Here is a 15928-nt window from a genome sequence, read left to right on the forward strand (position 1 = left end):
TGCTGACTTATTCAAGCAATGACTTGGAGAATATAGTTTAATTTACTGTTTTATAATAATATTTGCCATTCGCCCACAAGATAGTTGGCCAAGGTGGGTGCTACGGCGATGAGAAAAGAACGAATCAGTATTTGCATATGTACATGCGCTTGATACTTGAATGTGTGTGACGCCACGTGCGCGAAGTTTTAGTTCGGAGATGAGTTTAAGATCGATGTGATATTTGCTGTTTAATTCGCTTTGAATAATAGCGCTAGGATAAGCACTAAAAGCATCTGCAAGCTCAATGCTAGTTTCAAAATTATTCTGAGAAATACACGGGCCTATCCAAGCTTGAATGTCCGCGCTCAAAGCATCAAAACAAGCCAAGGTCTTTTCAATAATACCTGCATATAAGCCTTTCCAACCTGCGTGAATCGCTGCAATCTGCTTGCCATCTCGATCACTTAGCAAAATCGGTACGCAATCTGCGGTCATGATACAAAGTGCAAGATTGGACTGGTCGGTAAAGACTGCATCGGCCTTAGGTAATTCTGATAACTTGAGATAATCAGATACTGCCTGTTCGCTGTCTAAAGACAATATCTCGTTTGAATGCACTTGGTCAAGCCAGACTAGCTCGCAGCGTGAATCCAAGCTATGTTCAACATGTTCTTTTAAGAGCGCTCTGTTTAATTGCACATGTTGCGGATTATCTGCCACATGAAAACCAAGGTTAAACGCTTTAAAATCCTGCGTTTGATTGCCTTTACTGTGTCCTACTTCAATATCTCGAGTACTCGAAAACGCATATACGTTTTCACTTAATGGCTTCGAAGGTAAACACAGCGAAAGGCTTTGCACTAAAGCTCCATACCGTTAATTCTGGTATCTTCACGAACACCCGCCAACAAATCAACAAAGTCTTGCGGAATTGGCGCTTTAAAGGTCATTACTTCTTCCGTTATAGGATGAGTTAAAGTCAATTGCGCTGCGTGTAACGCTTGTCGGTTAAACCCACGAAGTGTGTCTACAAAACTTTCAGATGCATTTTTAGGTAAGCGTGGTCGGCCGCCGTACAAATGATCGCCTACAAGTGGGTGTTTGATATGCGCCATATGGACTCTTATTTGGTGTGTGCGACCCGACTCAAGCTTCAAACGCAAATGGGTGTAAGCGCGAAACTTTTCGATCACACGATAATGCGTGACAGCTTCCTTGCCAGTTTCTCGTACTGCCATCGCGGTTCGCTTTGTTGGGTGCCTGCCGATAGGCTCATCAACTGTGCCACCGGCAATCATAGTGCCCATTATCAAGGCCTCATATTCACGCCCCATACTGCGCGCTTGTAATTGGTCAACCAAGCTAGTCTGAGCCACCAATGTTTTCGCCACCACCATTAGTCCAGTAGTATCTTTATCAAGACGATGCACAATACCGGCTCTGGGCACATGCTCAATGCTCGGTACATGCGCCAACAAAGCGTTTAACAAGGTACCGTCTTGATTGCCTGCACCCGGGTGCACGACTAAACCGGCTTGTTTATCAATCACTAAAATATCATCATCTTCATAAACGATATTCAAATCGATTTTCTGAGCTAGGTTTTGTACTTGCACCTCTTGAAATGCTGATATTGATATAGACTCACCGCCTACGACTTTTGTTCTGGGCGTATTGACCACTTCATTATTGACGCAAACAAAGTCAGCCAAAATCCACTCTTTTAACTTAGAACGCGAATATTCAGGGAACAAAGCTGCTAAACATTGGTCTAGTCTTTGGTTAAACATAGTTTCGGGCACGATCTCCGATAAAGAGATGGCTTGCCCACTGGCACTTTGGTCTTCGTTTTGGCTTTTTTGCGTCATAACATTCATCATAAAAAATTGAATGTGGATTATATCAAGAATTGAAGCACATCCCTAACACAAGATTTTATGTAAGATCAGATTTAGCTAGTGTAGAATGCGGCGTGAGAAAATACGTTTTATAAACGCAAAACGAATGATGATTCGCGATAATAGACCATAAGCGGTAATAAAAGGGTTAAACAGTAAACATGAAGTTAATTAAGCAAGCGGCGATAGCTGCTGTAGCATGCTCTATTTTGTCTCTAAGTGGATGTTCTTCTGTCGAAGACGAGCAAGCTAAGATACTGGCTAATCAAGGAGCAGGTGCGCTTTATGAAGATGCCAAAAGAAGTATGGATAATGGCAACTTTGCATTAGCAGCTGAGATTTTAAGTCAAATAGATTCTAGATTTCCCTTTGGGCCTCTATCACACCAAGTACAACTCGATTTAATATATTCGTATTACAAATCAGGCAAAAGCGAACAGACATTGGCTACTGTCGATCGTTTTGTGCGCTTAAATCCAAATCATGCAGATGTCGATTATGCACTATACATGCGTGGTTTAACGAATATGGAACTAGACAACAACGTATTTCAAGAATTACTTGGCGTTGATAGAGCAGACCGAGATCCATCAAAAGCAAAAGAAGCATTTGAAGACTTTAGACGTTTATTAGAAAAGTATCCCGATAGCAAGTACGCAGTTGACGCAAGAAAACGCATGTTATTCATTAAAAATAGACTTGCGAGCTATGAAGTCGCTGTTGCTCGATATTATATGAGACGCGGTGCATACGTAGCCTCATCAAATCGAGGCAGATATGTAATAGAAAACTTTCCTGATACCGATCAAGTGCAAGCAGCTTTGGAAATCATGGTGGAAAGTTATGACCAGCTAAATCTGCCTGAACTGCGTGATAACGCGGCCAAAACGCTTCGCTTAAACTATCCAGAGAGTGCTTTTTTAAATTAACGATTAGATACCAATAAAAAAGCTCTTCAAACTGAAGAGCTTTTTTATCTAAACAAATGAAGTTTTACTTAAAGAACAAGTGACTAAAAGGATTAATTAAGCGAGCCCAACCCGACGTAAAATACAACGGTTTATCTACAATACTAAATACCAAACAGCCCTCTTGAGCTTGCGTAAAAGGGGTATGAGTATGATTGCCATTAAGCTGAATAAAATCACCGCTATCATAATCAGCAATCCCGTCACTGAATTCGCCATTTATGACTAGCGTTGTTTCGCTTCCACGGTGTGTATGCTCTGGAACGCTTCCACCTTTCTCCATGTAAATAAAGTTTGCAACGTTAACGCCGCCAATGTCTACAGGAGCCTGCCAAATTTTACCAACCAAATGAGACCAATTACCCATTTTGGATGATAATCTATTGAGCGACCTTGGTAATACAAACTCTTTACCGTCTAACTCAATTATTTTCGAATAGCTTTTAGCCGGCTGGTTCGGTTCCACATGTATATTTGTGATTTCGCTCATCATAGAATCGAAGTCTATTGAACCGTCAGCATCGTCTGCAAACAGGTCTTCGGCGACCGATTCAGTGTGGAATTGCACGATCCTTTGACAATGCTCACACATGTCGCAATGTGCCGATACTATCAACGCCTCTGCAGGAGATAAGTTTCCTTCCGCAAACAACGCTAGCTGTTGATTGTTTGGGTGAAAATTAATCATGTGTTTCGAGCATGTCCTTTAAACGTTGCAGCGCAAGACGTGTCCTTGACTTAACTGTTCCTAACGGAATGGACAATTCATCCGCAACCTCTTGTTGAGACTTGCCTTCAATATAAATCGCTTCTATCACCGCTTTCTGCTTAGCAGGCAAATTGTTAAAATACTGCCCCACTTCTTCTAGGGTGATTTTCTCTTCTAGTGACTGCTCCTTCGGATCAGCAGTTTGTTCGCAAAGCACCGGCCAAAGGTCGTCTGAACATACGTCCTCTTTTCGATTTTGAAGTTTGCGCAACATATCGAATCGTATATTTCGCGCTATCGTGAATATCCAAGTCGATGGAGAACCTTTCTCTGCGTTGAACAAATGAGCTTTTTGCCAAACATTAGACATAGTGTCCTGAACTAATTCCATTGCTAGCGCTTCGTTGCCCATTTGTTTAAGTGCGTATGAGCGAAGGCGAGGTGCAAAATAACCAAAAATTTTGGCGAATGATGCTTTGCAACGTTCTTCCGCGACCGTCACTAAATACGCTGACATTTCAGCGGCGCAGTCTTTCGGCTTTCTTACGTCTGGCTTTTTGTTTTCCAATGGAATTCCGATCAGCATTACACTATTACCTATTTGTGATTATAACTGTAGTATACGTTTACACTTTTGGAAAAGATCATTCAATAAGTTGTGATAAATATTCAACAATCTGGCTGCAATCTTTTTGTGACAGGAAGTGTTGCTTTTGTTCAGCATCTACTGGCAAAAGCTCTAACCACCGGTTTATCACCCACATTGGGTCATCTAATTTAACCTGTTCATAAAGCCCATTTACTTCCGGAAATTTTTCGAATATTTCTGCAAGTCTTTTATCCATTGGCTGAATGTCTTCCAATTCAAAACCGCACTGCCATGGTTCACTCCATGTGCACTCACCGACTCTTAATTCATCAGCCTCAGTTTCTATCTTTTCGATAGTCACACAACGTTCACCTTCTACGGTAACGCCGAGAAGGCCATCATCGAGGACATCAAAATCGATGACTTTGCAAAATGTACCCACTGGGAAAATGTGAGAATTAGTTGTTTTGTCACCTTTCGAATTCAACATGCAAATTACAAATCCAGTATCGTTCTGACATGCTTCTTTAACCATCCGCGTATAGCGTGGCTCAAAAATCCGCAGAGACATTCTTCCTTCTGGAAGGATGTGCGCTGATAGTGGGAACAGGGGTAACTTCATTTTTTTCACTCGACTCTCATTTTCTTTCAAATTTACAAAGCTAATTACGCAGACAAATGATAATTAGATTCGCAAAGCACTGAATTAAAAATATTTAATTCATGATCTCTACTACACTTAGACGGGTAAAACGGTTTATATCAAATAATAATGTGCAAACGTCTAACTTCACATAAATGTTTACGGTTTAGAGCGCAAGCCCAAGTATTTCAAGAGGCAAAGTATAAATGGCAAGAATATTAATAACAGGCGCAACATCAGGGCTGGGTGAATCACTCGCATTACTTGCCGCTCAAAACGGTCATCAAGTGATCGCCTGTGGACGCAATGAAGATAAACTTGCTGAGCTAGCTCAATGTCAAAATATTGAAACATGTCGTTTTGATGTAATAGACGAAATATCAACCAGAGAAGCACTAAACGACATTCGTTGTGACATCGCCGTTTTAAACGCTGGTACTTGTGAATATGTGGATGTTTCTAAGGTCGAACCAGACATGTTCAAAAGAGTCTTTGATGCAAACGTATTCGGTGTCGTCAATGTGATGGGCGCCTTGCTCCCCAATTTTAAAGCGGGGAATAAAGTGGTCTTTATTGACAGTTTAGCCAGATTGTTGCCCTTCACTCGAAGCCAAGCCTACGGGGCTAGCAAAGCTGCGTTGAACTACATCGCAAAGACTATGGAAGTAGACTTAGCCGACAAAGGCATCAAGGTACAAAGCATATCACCTGGATTTGTTAAAACACCATTGACCGATAAAAATGACTTTCCTATGCCAATGCTAATCAGTTCGGAACAAGCTGCGCAATACATGCTTGACGGCATACTTTCGAATCGCTCAAGTGTGTATTTCCCACGGCGATTCAGCGCGATTATTAGGTTTTTGAATCTACTTCCAGAATTTATACAAAGAAAACTATGTGTGTCGATGCGACAACAAGCGGTCAACGCTGCAAAAAAAGAACTAGAAAAAAACAACGCGAAACAAGAGAAAAATAAATAATGAAGAAACGCATTGCCATTGTAGGCACAGGTATATCAGGCATGACGTGTGCGTATTTACTCAACAGACAGCATGATATCACGGTATTTGAAGCTAACGACTATGTCGGCGGCCATACCGCAACAAAGGAAGTAAACGTAAACGGCAAACAATACGCTATTGATACGGGATTCATAGTGTACAACGATTGGACTTATCCCAATTTCATCAAACTACTCGATAAGCTAGGTGTAGTGAATCAACCAACAGAGATGAGCTTCAGCGTTAAAAACCTGGCAAGTGGCCTTGAATACAATGGTAATACTATCAATAGCTTATTTGCTCAGAGACGAAATATTATCAGCCCAAGCTTTTGGCGAATTGTGTTGGATATTGTTAAGTTCAATAAGCTGTGTAAAGCGCACCTAGCTGAAAATAAACCTAGCAAAAACATTACCTTGTTAGCGTTTATAGAACAAAACAACTTGAGTAAGGGCTTCACAGAAAACTATATTTTGCCGATGTGCGCAGCTATATGGTCCACTTCTTTGGAAGCTTCAGCTAATTTTCCCTTGTCATTCTTTTTAAAGTTTTTCAACAACCACGGTCTCCTCAATATTACTGATAGACCTCAATGGAGAACCTTAGTTGGTGGCTCAAAACAGTATATTGAACCCTTAACGGCAAATTATAAAGACAAGATAAAGCTGTCTTCGCCGATTCAAAGCGTGACAAAGGTAGATGGTAGCTATCATGTTTCTTTTTTGAATCAAGGAAGCGAACAAAGCCTAGAATTTGATGAGGTTGTGTTTGCATGCCACAGTGACCAAGCAATGAAGATGTTACAGCTAAATGAAAGTAACGAGCTTAACCATAAAGACTACGAAGACGTACTAGGCGCTATTCCATATTCAATGAACGAAGTGGTTTTGCACACTGACACAAATGTATTGCCCAAACGACCTTTGGCATGGGCAAGCTGGAATTATGAAATTTGTGGTACACAAGGTGAAAGTCAAAAGCCAGCAAGTGTGACCTACAATATGAATATTCTGCAACGAATTGAGTCTGATACGACCTTTTGCGTTACCTTAAACAACACTGCGGCTATCGACTCGAGCAAGATTTTAGGTACCTATCACTATGCTCACCCACAATTTAGTCCACAGATGGTTGCTGCCCAATCGCGCCGTGAAGAAGTGTGCGGAAAAGATGGATTGCATTTCTGTGGCGCTTATTGGTACAACGGATTTCACGAAGACGGCGTAAGAAGCGCATTAGATGTGTGTAAACGCTTCGGGGAAAGTCTGTGACTGGCAAATTAGAAAGTGCCATTTACACGGGTAAAGTGCACCACCAGCGCTTTGTTCCAAAAACGCATAAGTTTGATTACCAAATTTATCTGTACTGGCTCAAGCTAAGCGAAATTCCAGAGCTATCGTCGACGCTCAATAACTTTTCGACAAATAAAGACAAGTGGTCTTGGGTTAAGTTTATCAGAGATGACTATTTAGGTACCGATGTTTGCTTGCAAACCTCGGTACTTAATCGAATGTCAGAACTGAAGGGAACAAAGTTGGCAGGTGAGATATTTTTTCTTGGGCAAGCGCGTACCTTTGGCATGTATTTTAGCCCAGTGAATTTTTATTACCTGCGCGAAGCCAACGGCCACTTTTCTCATTTGTTAGCAGAAGTTAGCAATACACCTTGGAATGAACGTCACCACTACTTGGTTGACCTTGACGACCAACAAGACCAAGACAAAAATTTTCACGTCTCGCCATTTAACCCCATGGATATGCAATACCAATGGCGAGTACAACAACCGAGCGAGCGCTTGCGTTTGCAATTATCCTGCGTCAAAGAAGAAAAGCATTTTACAGCTGCACTAAATTTAGAAAAAAAAGCACTCAATAATGCAAATTTACGTAAAAGCCTATTATCAATTCCGAGCATGACTATCAAAACCGTACTGGGAATATACTGGCAAGCGACTAAACTCTTTTTTAAACGTGTTCCTATTTACATGCATCAATAAAGTAAGGAAAACCTAAATGTCTCACGGTGAACATACTTTAACCAATCCCGAAACCCTGTCTTATATGGACAGGCTTTATCGTTCATTATTTATGAGCGCATTGGAAAAATTACCCGAAGGTCAATTGACCTTGACAGAAAATGGGCATTTGGTTGCTCACTTTGGCAACAAAGCCGATAAACTTCATGCCGAAGTCGATATTCTTGATCCTAAAGCATACAAACACTTAATGTTAGGTGGCAGTGTCGCCTCAGGTGAAACCTTCACCGATAAGTTATGGGACTCACCTAACTTAACCAATGTGATTCGCATTTTTGCCAGAAACTTACCGACGCTTGATGAGTGGGAAAACAAATTCAAATGGCTAACAATGCCTTTTTTGAAGCTCAAACACTTTGCGAATCGCAATCATCAGGCCCAAGCAAAAAAGAACATTTCGGCGCACTATGATTTGGGTAATAAACTGTATACCAAGTTTTTAGACGAAACGATGATGTATTCTGCGGCGATATATCCAGATGCTAATTCAAGCCTGAATGAAGCGCAAACCTATAAGTTGAAGTCGATTTGTGACAAGTTAAAGTTAAAACCAAGTGATCATCTTATGGAAATCGGTACTGGTTGGGGCGGTTTAGCAGTGTATGCTGCAAAAAACTACGGCTGTAGAGTGACCACGACGACAATATCAGAAGAACAATACGCTTGGGCGACACAATGGGTTGCAAAAGAAGGCCTAGAAGACAAGATTACGCTCTTAAAGCAGGACTATAGGCTGCTTGACGGAAAATACGACAAGCTGGTATCTATTGAAATGATCGAAGCGGTGGGTAAACGTTATTTGAGAAACTTCTTCGAAAAATGTTCTTCATTGTTAAAACCTGATGGTTTGATGTTGCTTCAGGCTATTACAATTAATGACAAACGTTATGACAGCTATTCAAACAGCGTTGATTTTATTCAAAAGCATATCTTCCCCGGTGGTTTTTTGCCCTCGCAACTGATTATCAGCGAACATTTAAAAAAGTATACCGACTTTATGGTGCGCGATTTACATGATATCGGCATAGACTACGCCAAAACACTAAAAGACTGGCATGTTGCTTTTGATGGCAGTAAAGAAGCGCTGCTTGCCGATGGATATGATGAGCGTTTTATGCGTATGTGGCAGTATTATTTGAATTATTGCGAAGGTGGTTTTTTGGAGCGGGTTATCAGCACTGTACAACTAGTCATTTGCAAACCTGGGCATAGGGATGAGGTAATTAGAACCGTTTAGCTCATCAACTTTGGTAACACTAAAAAGGCGATGCTCGACAGCATCGCCTTTTTAGCATAGTAGTTTGCGAAACTTATTGTGGTTCCAATACCGATATCGGATCAGAAAACATTGGTTTACCTTGCATGATTTGAATCTCAACGCGTCGATTGCGTGCACGCGCTTCGGCGGTGTCTTCGACTTCCATGGGTTGAGTAGATGCTTTTCCTTCAATTCTCATTCTGTTTTCGTCAAACCCTTGAGCACGTCTAAGTTCTTCTGCAACTGCCACCGCTCTTTGTGCCGATAAATCCCAATTTGAACGATACAACTCATTTGAAATATTTGTACTATCGCTATGACCGGATACTACAATCTCACCTGGCATATCATTTAACAAAAGACCTACCCGCCTTATTACTGGCACAAACTGAGGTTGTAAAAACGCTGAGCCAGCAGAAAATGAACCACTTTCTCTTATGCGAATAATAATTTGTTGCCCCAAGCTTTCGACATCAATCGCACCATCTTTGATCTCTTTTTGGAGAAGCTCTTCGATTTTTTTCTTATTTTGCTCAGTTTGTTCGTTTTCCGAACTTGAAGACGCTGCCGCCGCTTGTTGATTGGCAGTTTGAGCAGATTGACCGCCTCGAAGAGTGCCCCGTTGTTTTTGAGTGCCCCCAGATGAATCTTCTTCCCCGTCTTGAAAGTTAAGCATCGGTTTAGTGATATCTTGAGTAATTTGCTGAATACTTTCGATAGGCGTTGGTTCTGGCTTACCCGGTCTAAATTCAAGCGCAATCACACTTGTACCCTTTGGGATATCTTTTAGCTCTAGCTTGTTTTGTACACCAAAAGCGAATTTCATCGAGCCAGCGATTTGTTTAAATTTTTTCACGTCCATTTCTGAAAATGACAATAACAATACAAAAAAGCACATCAATAAGGACATTAAATCCGCGAAGGTTCCCATCCATGCGGGCAGACCTTCGGGGGGGCATTTGGGACATTCGTCTTCCATTACGCTTCCTCCGCCGTGCCGCGCTTACCTTCTGCGATATAACCTTTAAGAACACCTTCGATTACGCGTGGATTTTGACCGTCAGCTATACCTAGTATGCCATCGAGAATTAGTTGTTGATTGAGCTTCTCTTCAGACCCTCTTACTCCAAGTTTAAACGAGATTGGAAGGCAGATAATGTTTGCTAATAATGCACCGTACATAGTGGTTAACAATGCTACCGCCATCGCAGGCCCGATAGCCTTTGGGTCATCCATATTTGAAAGCATAGCAACCAAGCCAATAAGCGTTCCGATCATGCCCATGCCAGGAGCGATATCTCCCATTGCTTTGAAGATTTGCGCACCTGCATCATGCCGCTCAGTCGTATTAACGATATCTTTTCCAAGCGTTGCTCTCACAACATCTACATCGTGTCCATCAACCAACATATCAACGCCCTTCTGCATGAACGCATCATCAATCTGAGCTTCTTCTAAAGCAAGGAACCCTCCTTTGCGAGCTGCATCAGCCATTTCGACAATCTTTGCGATTAGCTCTTCCGGCGGTGCCAATTTAAATGAAAATGCTTTACCTGCAACTTTACCCGCTCCTAAAAATTGACCAAGTGGATACTGAGATAAGGTCACAAAGGTGGTCCCACCAAATACGATAAGCGTTGATGGCACATCGAAGAACATGGCTAAATCACCGCCTAACACCATCGCCATGACAATAAAACCAATGGCACCAATCATGCCGATAATGGTTGCTAAATCCACTTGTGACTCCCGTTACTTGAAGTAATCGCTTCATTAAAGACTGAAAAAGGATGCTTCGGTGCTTCAATGTATTTTCTACTAGCTCTTGTAACGGCATTTACACATAAATCTTTATGAAAAATATATGCTTCAAAACTGTGCAGAATGGGCAAAAAAATTGACCTCTATTAACCTGTCGGTTACGCTTCACACGTCATTAAATAGCAGTCAATAAAGAAGCCAGAACATGCCTAATAACAGTGAATCATTTGAACATGCATTAGCCGAGCTAGAAGATATCGTGAGTCAAATGGAAAGCGGCGAAATAAGCCTTGAGGCTTCACTAGAAAAGTTCGAAAGAGGCATTAAGCTTGTTAGAGCCAGCCAACAGCAGCTTTCAAATGCTGAGCAAAAAGTAAAAATATTACTTAGCAACGATGCTGAAGGTGAGCTTTCCGATTTTGATAAAGAAACCGACGCATAGGCTTGCGCTTAGATGAATCCAAATTTTTCGGCTTTAGTGTCGAGTATCAAGACGGAAATCGACGATGGTCTAAGTGACTTTATTGGCACTTATCAATGTGCTTCGCCAACGCTAAAGGAAGCAATGCAATATAGTTTGCTCAATGGCGGCAAACGCATGCGGCCAGTACTTGCAACGATAGTGGGTAATTTATTAGGTGCCGATCGAAACGACATTGTTAACGTTGCGATGGCTATCGAATGCGTACATGCTTACTCATTGATTCACGATGATTTACCAGCAATGGACGACGATGACCTTAGAAGAGGCCAACCTACCAATCACATTAAATACGGCGACGCTACTGCAATACTCGCTGGCGATGCACTACAAACTCTCGCTTTTGAGCTACTAACAACGCGTCCAATGACGCGTTATGGTGACAGCAAACGCATCGAGCTTATCAAAATTCTAGCTAGCTCAAGCGGAATGGGCGGTATGTGCGCAGGTCAAAGTATTGATCTAGAAGCCACGGGAAGAAATATCTCTATTGAGCAACTCGGTCAACTCCATGCTTTAAAAACAGGTGCTTTGCTAAAAGCCAGTATAATGATGGCGGCTCACCTCGCACCTGATACCGGCGAACAAGACTTTGAACATCTCGATATTTATGCAGACAACATAGGGCTTGCATTTCAGGTTCAAGATGACATTTTGGATGTAATTGGTGACTCCCAAACATTGGGCAAACCTCAAGGCTCCGACCAATCACTAGAAAAAAGCACGTATGTCAGTCATTTAGGTGTAGAAAGTGCAACAGAGTTTTTGCACTCTTTGCAAAACAAAGCGCTCAGTGCGCTTGAGGCGCTACCTTACAATACCGCGCAATTAAAAGCGTTCACCGACTATTTAGTGAACCGAAATCACTAAGACTGTTATATAATAAAGCTGATATATAAAAGAAGAACACAATAAGCATGACCTTAGACTTAAATGACTATCCGAATCTAGCGAAGGCTAAAACACCTGAAGATTTACGCTTGATGCCAAAGGACAAGCTAACTGCGGTTGCCGATGAGCTAAGGCGCTATTTATTGGATAGCGTGAGTATTAGTAGCGGACATTTTGCCTCTGGTTTAGGAACCGTCGAACTAACAGTCGCACTTCATTACGTGTATAACACGCCATTTGACCGCTTGATTTGGGACGTTGGTCACCAAGCTTACCCACATAAAATATTAACGAACCGTCGCGACAAAATGACAACGATTCGCCAAAAAGGCGGTTTACATCCCTTTCCTTGGCCACCTGAAAGTGAATACGATACCTTTGCAGTAGGTCACTCTTCAACTTCAATCAGTGCAGCTTTAGGTATGGCCATTGCCGCTGATCAAGAAGATAAAGGGCGCAAAGTGGTTGCGGTGATTGGCGACGGCGCTATGACAGCAGGTATGGCATTTGAGGCGATGAATCACGCCGGTGATATTGATAAAGATATGGTCGTGGTGCTCAATGACAATGAGATGTCTATTTCAGAAAATGTAGGTGCATTAAACAGCCACCTCGCTCGCTTGCTTACCGGTAATTTCTTTAATTCAATACGCGATGGCAGTAAAAAAATCCTCAGCAATGTTCCGCCGATAAAAGATTTCGCAAGCAGAGCAGAAGAGCACATTAAAGGGATGGTAGTCCCTGGCACTATTTTTGAAGAGCTAGGCTTTAATTATATTGGCCCTATTGATGGTCATGATGTGCAAGGCATGGTTGATACGCTTAAGAACATGCGCAATATCAAAGGCCCTCAGATACTGCATGTAGTCACTAAAAAAGGCAAAGGCTACGAATTAGCTGAACAAGATCCCATTAAATGGCATGCCGTCCCTAAGTTTAATCACCTTGAGCAAAAGTTACCTGAAAGTAAACCAAGCTCACCCAGTTTCTCCGCTATATTTGGTTCATGGCTATGTGACATGGCAAGCCAAGATAAAGACTTAATGGCCATCACACCAGCGATGCGTGAAGGCTCGGGCATGGTCAAGTTTTCTCAAAAGTTCCCTCAACAATACTTTGATGTTGCTATTGCTGAACAACACTCAGTTACCCTTGCAGCAGGCATGGCTCGTGAGGGTAAAAATGCAGTCGTCGCAATTTATTCTACGTTCTTGCAGCGCGCATATGACCAATTGATTCACGATGTCGCGATTCAAAATTTGCCGGTGTTGTTTGCAATTGATCGCGCAGGGATCGTGGGCGCTGATGGCCCAACACATCAAGGCGCGTTTGATATTAGCTTTTTACGTTGTATTCCTAACATGATCATCATGACGCCGTCGGATGAACTCGAATGTAGAAATATGCTCTATACAGGTCACGTAGCCAATCAACCAGCATCTGTTAGGTATCCGCGAGGCACTGGCAGTGGCATTGATGCAACTGGGCCTATGCAAGCACTTACCTTGGGCAAAGCAAATTTACTCAAGCAAGGTGAAAAAATCGCGATTTTAAACTTTGGTACATTGATGCCTTATGCAAAAGAAGCGGCAAATGCTCTAGGCGCAACACTCATTGATATGCGTTTTGTTAAGCCCATGGATGAGAAGGCCGTATTGAAAGCGTCTCAAGAGCATGAGCTACTTGTAACACTAGAAGATGGTGCGATTGCAGGAGGTGCTGGCAGTGGCGTGGCGGAAGTATTATTCAAACACCAAGCTCACTGTAAATTACTGCAACTAGGCTTACCTGATCAGTTCATTATGCAAGGCACGCAACAGGAAATGTACGCTGAACTGGGCTTAGATACAGCAGGTATTATCAAGCAAACCAAGGCGTTCTTAGCTTAATCGTCCTGACAATAAAGTCTGTAAAGAACAGCAATCACTTCAGTGACTTCTTTGCTGCTTAAAGAATAAAAGATAGTTTGAGCATCTCGTCTGGTTGCAACAAAGTGCTCTTTGCGCAACCAAGCTAGATGTTGAGAAAGTGATGATTGCGGGATTGAAATAAGCTCGTTCAACTTTGAAACACTCATTTCCCCTTCTTGAAGCACGCACAATATCATCAAGCGATAACGATTTCCCAAGGCCTTTAGTAAACTAACTGCTTCATTAGCATTGGCTTCCATTTTGGAAAAATCTTTCATAGCGTGAACTGCTTATCTTTTATAAGTGTTAATAGAACTTTGATAGCGTTTAATTACTGAGTGCGTTTAAACCAATTTGCCACCATCATGCCAATTAACATTGTAAAAATAAAGGCGAAAATTTTTTCATTCATTCCACTTAGGTTCGCAATCGCTGGGCCCGGGCAGATACCTGTTATGCCCCATCCAATACCAAACACTGCTGCACCAATTAACAAAGGCTTATCAACCTCTTTAAGTGTCGGTTCAAAAAACGAATCGGCGAATAATGGACGATTCATGCGCTTTTTCAATACGTAATAGCTAGGAATAAACACCATTAGAGCACCACCCATCACAAACATAAGGCTGAGATCCCAATCGCCTGTAATATCTAAGAATGCCAATACAACTTTCGGGTCAACCATATTAGAAATTGTCAGCCCAATGCCAAAACCGATACCTGCGAGTAGAGAAAAAAATAAATTCATTACTATCCTCCAATAACATGACGAATAATAAAAACAGTGACAGCAGCGGTCGCCATAAAAACTAAGACCGAAGAAATCGAACGCTTCGACATACGGCCAATACCACAGATGCCATGACCGCTTGTGCAACCAGAACCATAAACACTGCCAAATCCGACTAGCAATCCGCCAACTGCGATCATCCACCATGAACTATCAATAACGGGTAAAGTAAATTTGGTATCACTTAACAAAAACGGGCCGATTATTAACCCAAGAATAAATATCCACCGCCAAGCACTGTCTGCTCTAAGACTTAAGGATTGACTCACAATGCCTGAAATACCTGCGATTCGGCCATTCACGAATAACAATAGTAAGGCTGAGAGGCCCAGAATAATACCGCCTATTAGCGGCTCAATATAAGTCATCATTTAGCATTGTTCCTTTTGAAGTCAGTGATAAATCAACAGGTATATCGTATATTATAAATATATGATATTCAATTGTGAGTTTATTTGTGCGTCATTTAGGTGACAAGAATCGATTTTAGAGATTTATTTTATGGGTGAGTTACATCAGGTAATACAGGATGAGATGTAGGCATATACAAGCCATCGCGCCTGCAACGATATCGTCTATCATTATACCAAAGCCGCCATGCACGTTTTTGTCGAACACGCGAATCGGCCATGGTTTTAAAATATCAAATAGCCTAAACAGCAAAAATCCTGCAACGAGCGTGGTTATGCTGATCGGTATGAATAAAAACGTGACAAACATGCCAGCAATTTCATCCCAAACAATCGATCCGTGGTCATGCATGCCCATAGCATCAGAGGCTTTTTGGCATATTTTAATACCGACAATGAAAGACAAAACAGTTATCGAAATAAACCAATAATCGTTGAGATAACTCATCGCGATTAAAAGAGGAATAGCAACTAGTGACCCAAAAGTACCTGGCATAAACGGAATCAAACCAGCGCCAAAACCAAACGCGGCGAAGTGCCACGGGTTTTTAAGGCTTACTTTGGCTCTTAAATGTTTATCCATTATAATTACGCCTTTG

19 protein-coding genes are annotated in these 15928 nt (G+C 41.8%); 8 read left to right on the forward strand and 11 right to left on the reverse strand.

The window, feature by feature from the left end:
- Positions 1-42 precede the first annotated feature (42 nt).
- Positions 43-843 (reverse strand): peptidoglycan editing factor PgeF, encoded by an 801-nt coding sequence (gene pgeF / locus KUL10_RS09670; protein ID WP_110428735.1) that lies wholly within the window; start codon positions 841-843, stop codon positions 43-45.
- Positions 843-1850 carry a 23S rRNA pseudouridine(1911/1915/1917) synthase RluD gene (rluD, locus tag KUL10_RS09675; RefSeq protein WP_110428736.1) on the reverse strand — a complete coding sequence of 336 codons (1008 nt, stop codon included), beginning with the start codon at positions 1848-1850 and terminating at the stop codon, positions 843-845. The genes pgeF and rluD overlap by 1 nt, the downstream gene beginning before the upstream one ends.
- Positions 1851-2041: 191 nt before the next feature.
- On the opposite strand from rluD, the gene KUL10_RS09680 reads away from it, so the two are divergent.
- The gene (locus tag KUL10_RS09680; protein ID WP_110428737.1) at positions 2042-2809 is read left to right on the forward strand and encodes an outer membrane protein assembly factor BamD; all 768 of its coding nucleotides are present in this window, start codon (positions 2042-2044) and stop codon (positions 2807-2809) included.
- Positions 2810-2873: 64 nt separating this feature from the next.
- Here KUL10_RS09680 and KUL10_RS09685 read toward each other — a convergent pair whose 3' ends face one another.
- The 3 genes from KUL10_RS09685 to KUL10_RS09695 are packed head-to-tail and all read right to left on the reverse strand — an operon-like array spanning position 2874 to position 4768.
- Positions 2874-3536 (reverse strand): ChrR family anti-sigma-E factor, encoded by a 663-nt coding sequence (locus KUL10_RS09685; protein WP_110428738.1) that lies wholly within the window; start codon positions 3534-3536, stop codon positions 2874-2876.
- Complete coding sequence (locus KUL10_RS09690) at positions 3529-4143, reverse strand: sigma-70 family RNA polymerase sigma factor (protein ID WP_110428739.1); 615 nt, start codon at positions 4141-4143, stop codon at positions 3529-3531. The genes KUL10_RS09685 and KUL10_RS09690 overlap by 8 nt, the downstream gene beginning before the upstream one ends.
- 58 nt (positions 4144-4201) lie before the next feature.
- Complete coding sequence (locus tag KUL10_RS09695; protein ID WP_110428740.1) at positions 4202-4768, reverse strand: LON peptidase substrate-binding domain-containing protein; 567 nt, start codon at positions 4766-4768, stop codon at positions 4202-4204.
- A gap of 227 nt (positions 4769-4995) precedes the next feature.
- Between KUL10_RS09695 and KUL10_RS09700 the strand changes: the two genes are divergently transcribed.
- The 4 genes from KUL10_RS09700 to KUL10_RS09715 are packed head-to-tail and all read left to right on the forward strand — an operon-like array spanning position 4996 to position 9065.
- Complete coding sequence (locus tag KUL10_RS09700) at positions 4996-5772, forward strand: SDR family NAD(P)-dependent oxidoreductase (RefSeq protein ID WP_110428741.1); 777 nt, start codon at positions 4996-4998, stop codon at positions 5770-5772.
- Positions 5772-7064, forward strand: a complete 1293-nt coding sequence (locus tag KUL10_RS09705; protein ID WP_110428742.1) for an NAD(P)/FAD-dependent oxidoreductase — start codon at positions 5772-5774, stop codon at positions 7062-7064. Before KUL10_RS09700 ends, KUL10_RS09705 begins: the two co-directional genes overlap by 1 nt.
- Complete coding sequence (locus KUL10_RS09710; protein ID WP_110428743.1) at positions 7061-7789, forward strand: DUF1365 domain-containing protein; 729 nt, start codon at positions 7061-7063, stop codon at positions 7787-7789. Before KUL10_RS09705 ends, KUL10_RS09710 begins: the two co-directional genes overlap by 4 nt.
- Positions 7790-7805: 16 nt before the next feature.
- Positions 7806-9065: a cyclopropane-fatty-acyl-phospholipid synthase family protein gene (locus KUL10_RS09715; protein WP_110428744.1), complete on the forward strand. Its 1260-nt coding sequence runs from the start codon at positions 7806-7808 to the stop codon at positions 9063-9065.
- Positions 9066-9138: 73 nt separating this feature from the next.
- On the opposite strand, the gene KUL10_RS09720 is transcribed toward KUL10_RS09715, so the two are convergent.
- The gene (locus KUL10_RS09720; RefSeq protein ID WP_110428745.1) at positions 9139-10065 is read right to left on the reverse strand and encodes a flagellar motor protein MotB; all 927 of its coding nucleotides are present in this window, start codon (positions 10063-10065) and stop codon (positions 9139-9141) included.
- A complete protein-coding gene (gene pomA, locus KUL10_RS09725) occupies positions 10065-10826 on the reverse strand; it encodes a flagellar motor protein PomA (RefSeq protein ID WP_110428746.1) in 762 nt (253 codons plus the stop codon). The genes KUL10_RS09720 and pomA overlap by 1 nt, the downstream gene beginning before the upstream one ends.
- Before the next feature lie 226 nt (positions 10827-11052).
- Here pomA and xseB point away from each other — a divergent pair, with 226 nt between their 5' ends.
- The 3 genes from xseB to dxs are packed head-to-tail and all read left to right on the forward strand — an operon-like array spanning position 11053 to position 14108.
- Positions 11053-11289, forward strand: coding sequence for an exodeoxyribonuclease VII small subunit (gene xseB, locus KUL10_RS09730; RefSeq protein WP_110428747.1), 237 nt, complete (start codon positions 11053-11055; stop codon positions 11287-11289).
- Positions 11290-11301: 12 nt separating this feature from the next.
- Complete coding sequence (gene ispA / locus KUL10_RS09735; protein WP_110428748.1) at positions 11302-12198, forward strand: (2E,6E)-farnesyl diphosphate synthase; 897 nt, start codon at positions 11302-11304, stop codon at positions 12196-12198.
- Between the two features lie 47 nt (positions 12199-12245).
- On the forward strand, positions 12246-14108 hold the full coding sequence (gene dxs, locus KUL10_RS09740; RefSeq protein ID WP_110428749.1) for a 1-deoxy-D-xylulose-5-phosphate synthase: 1863 nt from the start codon (positions 12246-12248) through the stop codon (positions 14106-14108).
- On the opposite strand, the gene KUL10_RS09745 is transcribed toward dxs, so the two are convergent.
- From KUL10_RS09745 to KUL10_RS09760, 4 genes are all read right to left on the reverse strand, one after another.
- The gene (locus KUL10_RS09745; RefSeq protein WP_110428750.1) at positions 14105-14407 is read right to left on the reverse strand and encodes a metalloregulator ArsR/SmtB family transcription factor; all 303 of its coding nucleotides are present in this window, start codon (positions 14405-14407) and stop codon (positions 14105-14107) included. The genes dxs and KUL10_RS09745 overlap by 4 nt on opposite strands.
- A 53-nt stretch (positions 14408-14460) precedes the next feature.
- On the reverse strand, positions 14461-14877 hold the full coding sequence (locus KUL10_RS09750; protein ID WP_110428751.1) for a YeeE/YedE family protein: 417 nt from the start codon (positions 14875-14877) through the stop codon (positions 14461-14463).
- Positions 14878-14879: 2 nt separating this feature from the next.
- Positions 14880-15290 carry a YeeE/YedE family protein gene (locus KUL10_RS09755; protein ID WP_110428752.1) on the reverse strand — a complete coding sequence of 137 codons (411 nt, stop codon included), beginning with the start codon at positions 15288-15290 and terminating at the stop codon, positions 14880-14882.
- A 139-nt stretch (positions 15291-15429) separates the two neighbouring features.
- The gene (locus KUL10_RS09760; protein ID WP_110428753.1) at positions 15430-15912 is read right to left on the reverse strand and encodes a phosphatidylglycerophosphatase A; all 483 of its coding nucleotides are present in this window, start codon (positions 15910-15912) and stop codon (positions 15430-15432) included.
- Positions 15913-15928 lie beyond the last annotated feature (16 nt).

The organism is Glaciecola sp. KUL10, assembly GCF_003203515.1.
Taxonomy (GTDB): Bacteria; Pseudomonadota; Gammaproteobacteria; order Enterobacterales; family Alteromonadaceae; genus Glaciecola.

What these genes read in the sequence shown, in the direction of transcription:
- KUL10_RS09755 (WP_110428752.1), bottom strand. Translation starts at nt 15,290, where the DNA reads ATGATGACTTATATTGAGCCGCTAATAGGCGGTATTATTCTGGGCCTC.
- KUL10_RS09685 (WP_110428738.1), bottom strand. Translation starts at nt 3,536, where the DNA reads ATGATTAATTTTCACCCAAACAATCAACAGCTAGCGTTGTTTGCGGAA.
- ispA (WP_110428748.1), top strand. Translation starts at nt 11,302, where the DNA reads ATGAATCCAAATTTTTCGGCTTTAGTGTCGAGTATCAAGACGGAAATC.
- KUL10_RS09700 (WP_110428741.1), top strand. Translation starts at nt 4,996, where the DNA reads ATGGCAAGAATATTAATAACAGGCGCAACATCAGGGCTGGGTGAATCA.
- KUL10_RS09690 (WP_110428739.1), bottom strand. Translation starts at nt 4,143, where the DNA reads ATGCTGATCGGAATTCCATTGGAAAACAAAAAGCCAGACGTAAGAAAG.
- xseB (WP_110428747.1), top strand. Translation starts at nt 11,053, where the DNA reads ATGCCTAATAACAGTGAATCATTTGAACATGCATTAGCCGAGCTAGAA.
- rluD (WP_110428736.1), bottom strand. Translation starts at nt 1,850, where the DNA reads ATGACGCAAAAAAGCCAAAACGAAGACCAAAGTGCCAGTGGGCAAGCC.
- KUL10_RS09715 (WP_110428744.1), top strand. Translation starts at nt 7,806, where the DNA reads ATGTCTCACGGTGAACATACTTTAACCAATCCCGAAACCCTGTCTTAT.
- KUL10_RS09760 (WP_110428753.1), bottom strand. Translation starts at nt 15,912, where the DNA reads ATGGATAAACATTTAAGAGCCAAAGTAAGCCTTAAAAACCCGTGGCAC.
- KUL10_RS09695 (WP_110428740.1), bottom strand. Translation starts at nt 4,768, where the DNA reads ATGAAGTTACCCCTGTTCCCACTATCAGCGCACATCCTTCCAGAAGGA.
- KUL10_RS09750 (WP_110428751.1), bottom strand. Translation starts at nt 14,877, where the DNA reads ATGAATTTATTTTTTTCTCTACTCGCAGGTATCGGTTTTGGCATTGGG.
- KUL10_RS09745 (WP_110428750.1), bottom strand. Translation starts at nt 14,407, where the DNA reads ATGAAAGATTTTTCCAAAATGGAAGCCAATGCTAATGAAGCAGTTAGT.
- dxs (WP_110428749.1), top strand. Translation starts at nt 12,246, where the DNA reads ATGACCTTAGACTTAAATGACTATCCGAATCTAGCGAAGGCTAAAACA.
- KUL10_RS09705 (WP_110428742.1), top strand. Translation starts at nt 5,772, where the DNA reads ATGAAGAAACGCATTGCCATTGTAGGCACAGGTATATCAGGCATGACG.
- KUL10_RS09720 (WP_110428745.1), bottom strand. Translation starts at nt 10,065, where the DNA reads ATGGAAGACGAATGTCCCAAATGCCCCCCCGAAGGTCTGCCCGCATGG.
- KUL10_RS09680 (WP_110428737.1), top strand. Translation starts at nt 2,042, where the DNA reads ATGAAGTTAATTAAGCAAGCGGCGATAGCTGCTGTAGCATGCTCTATT.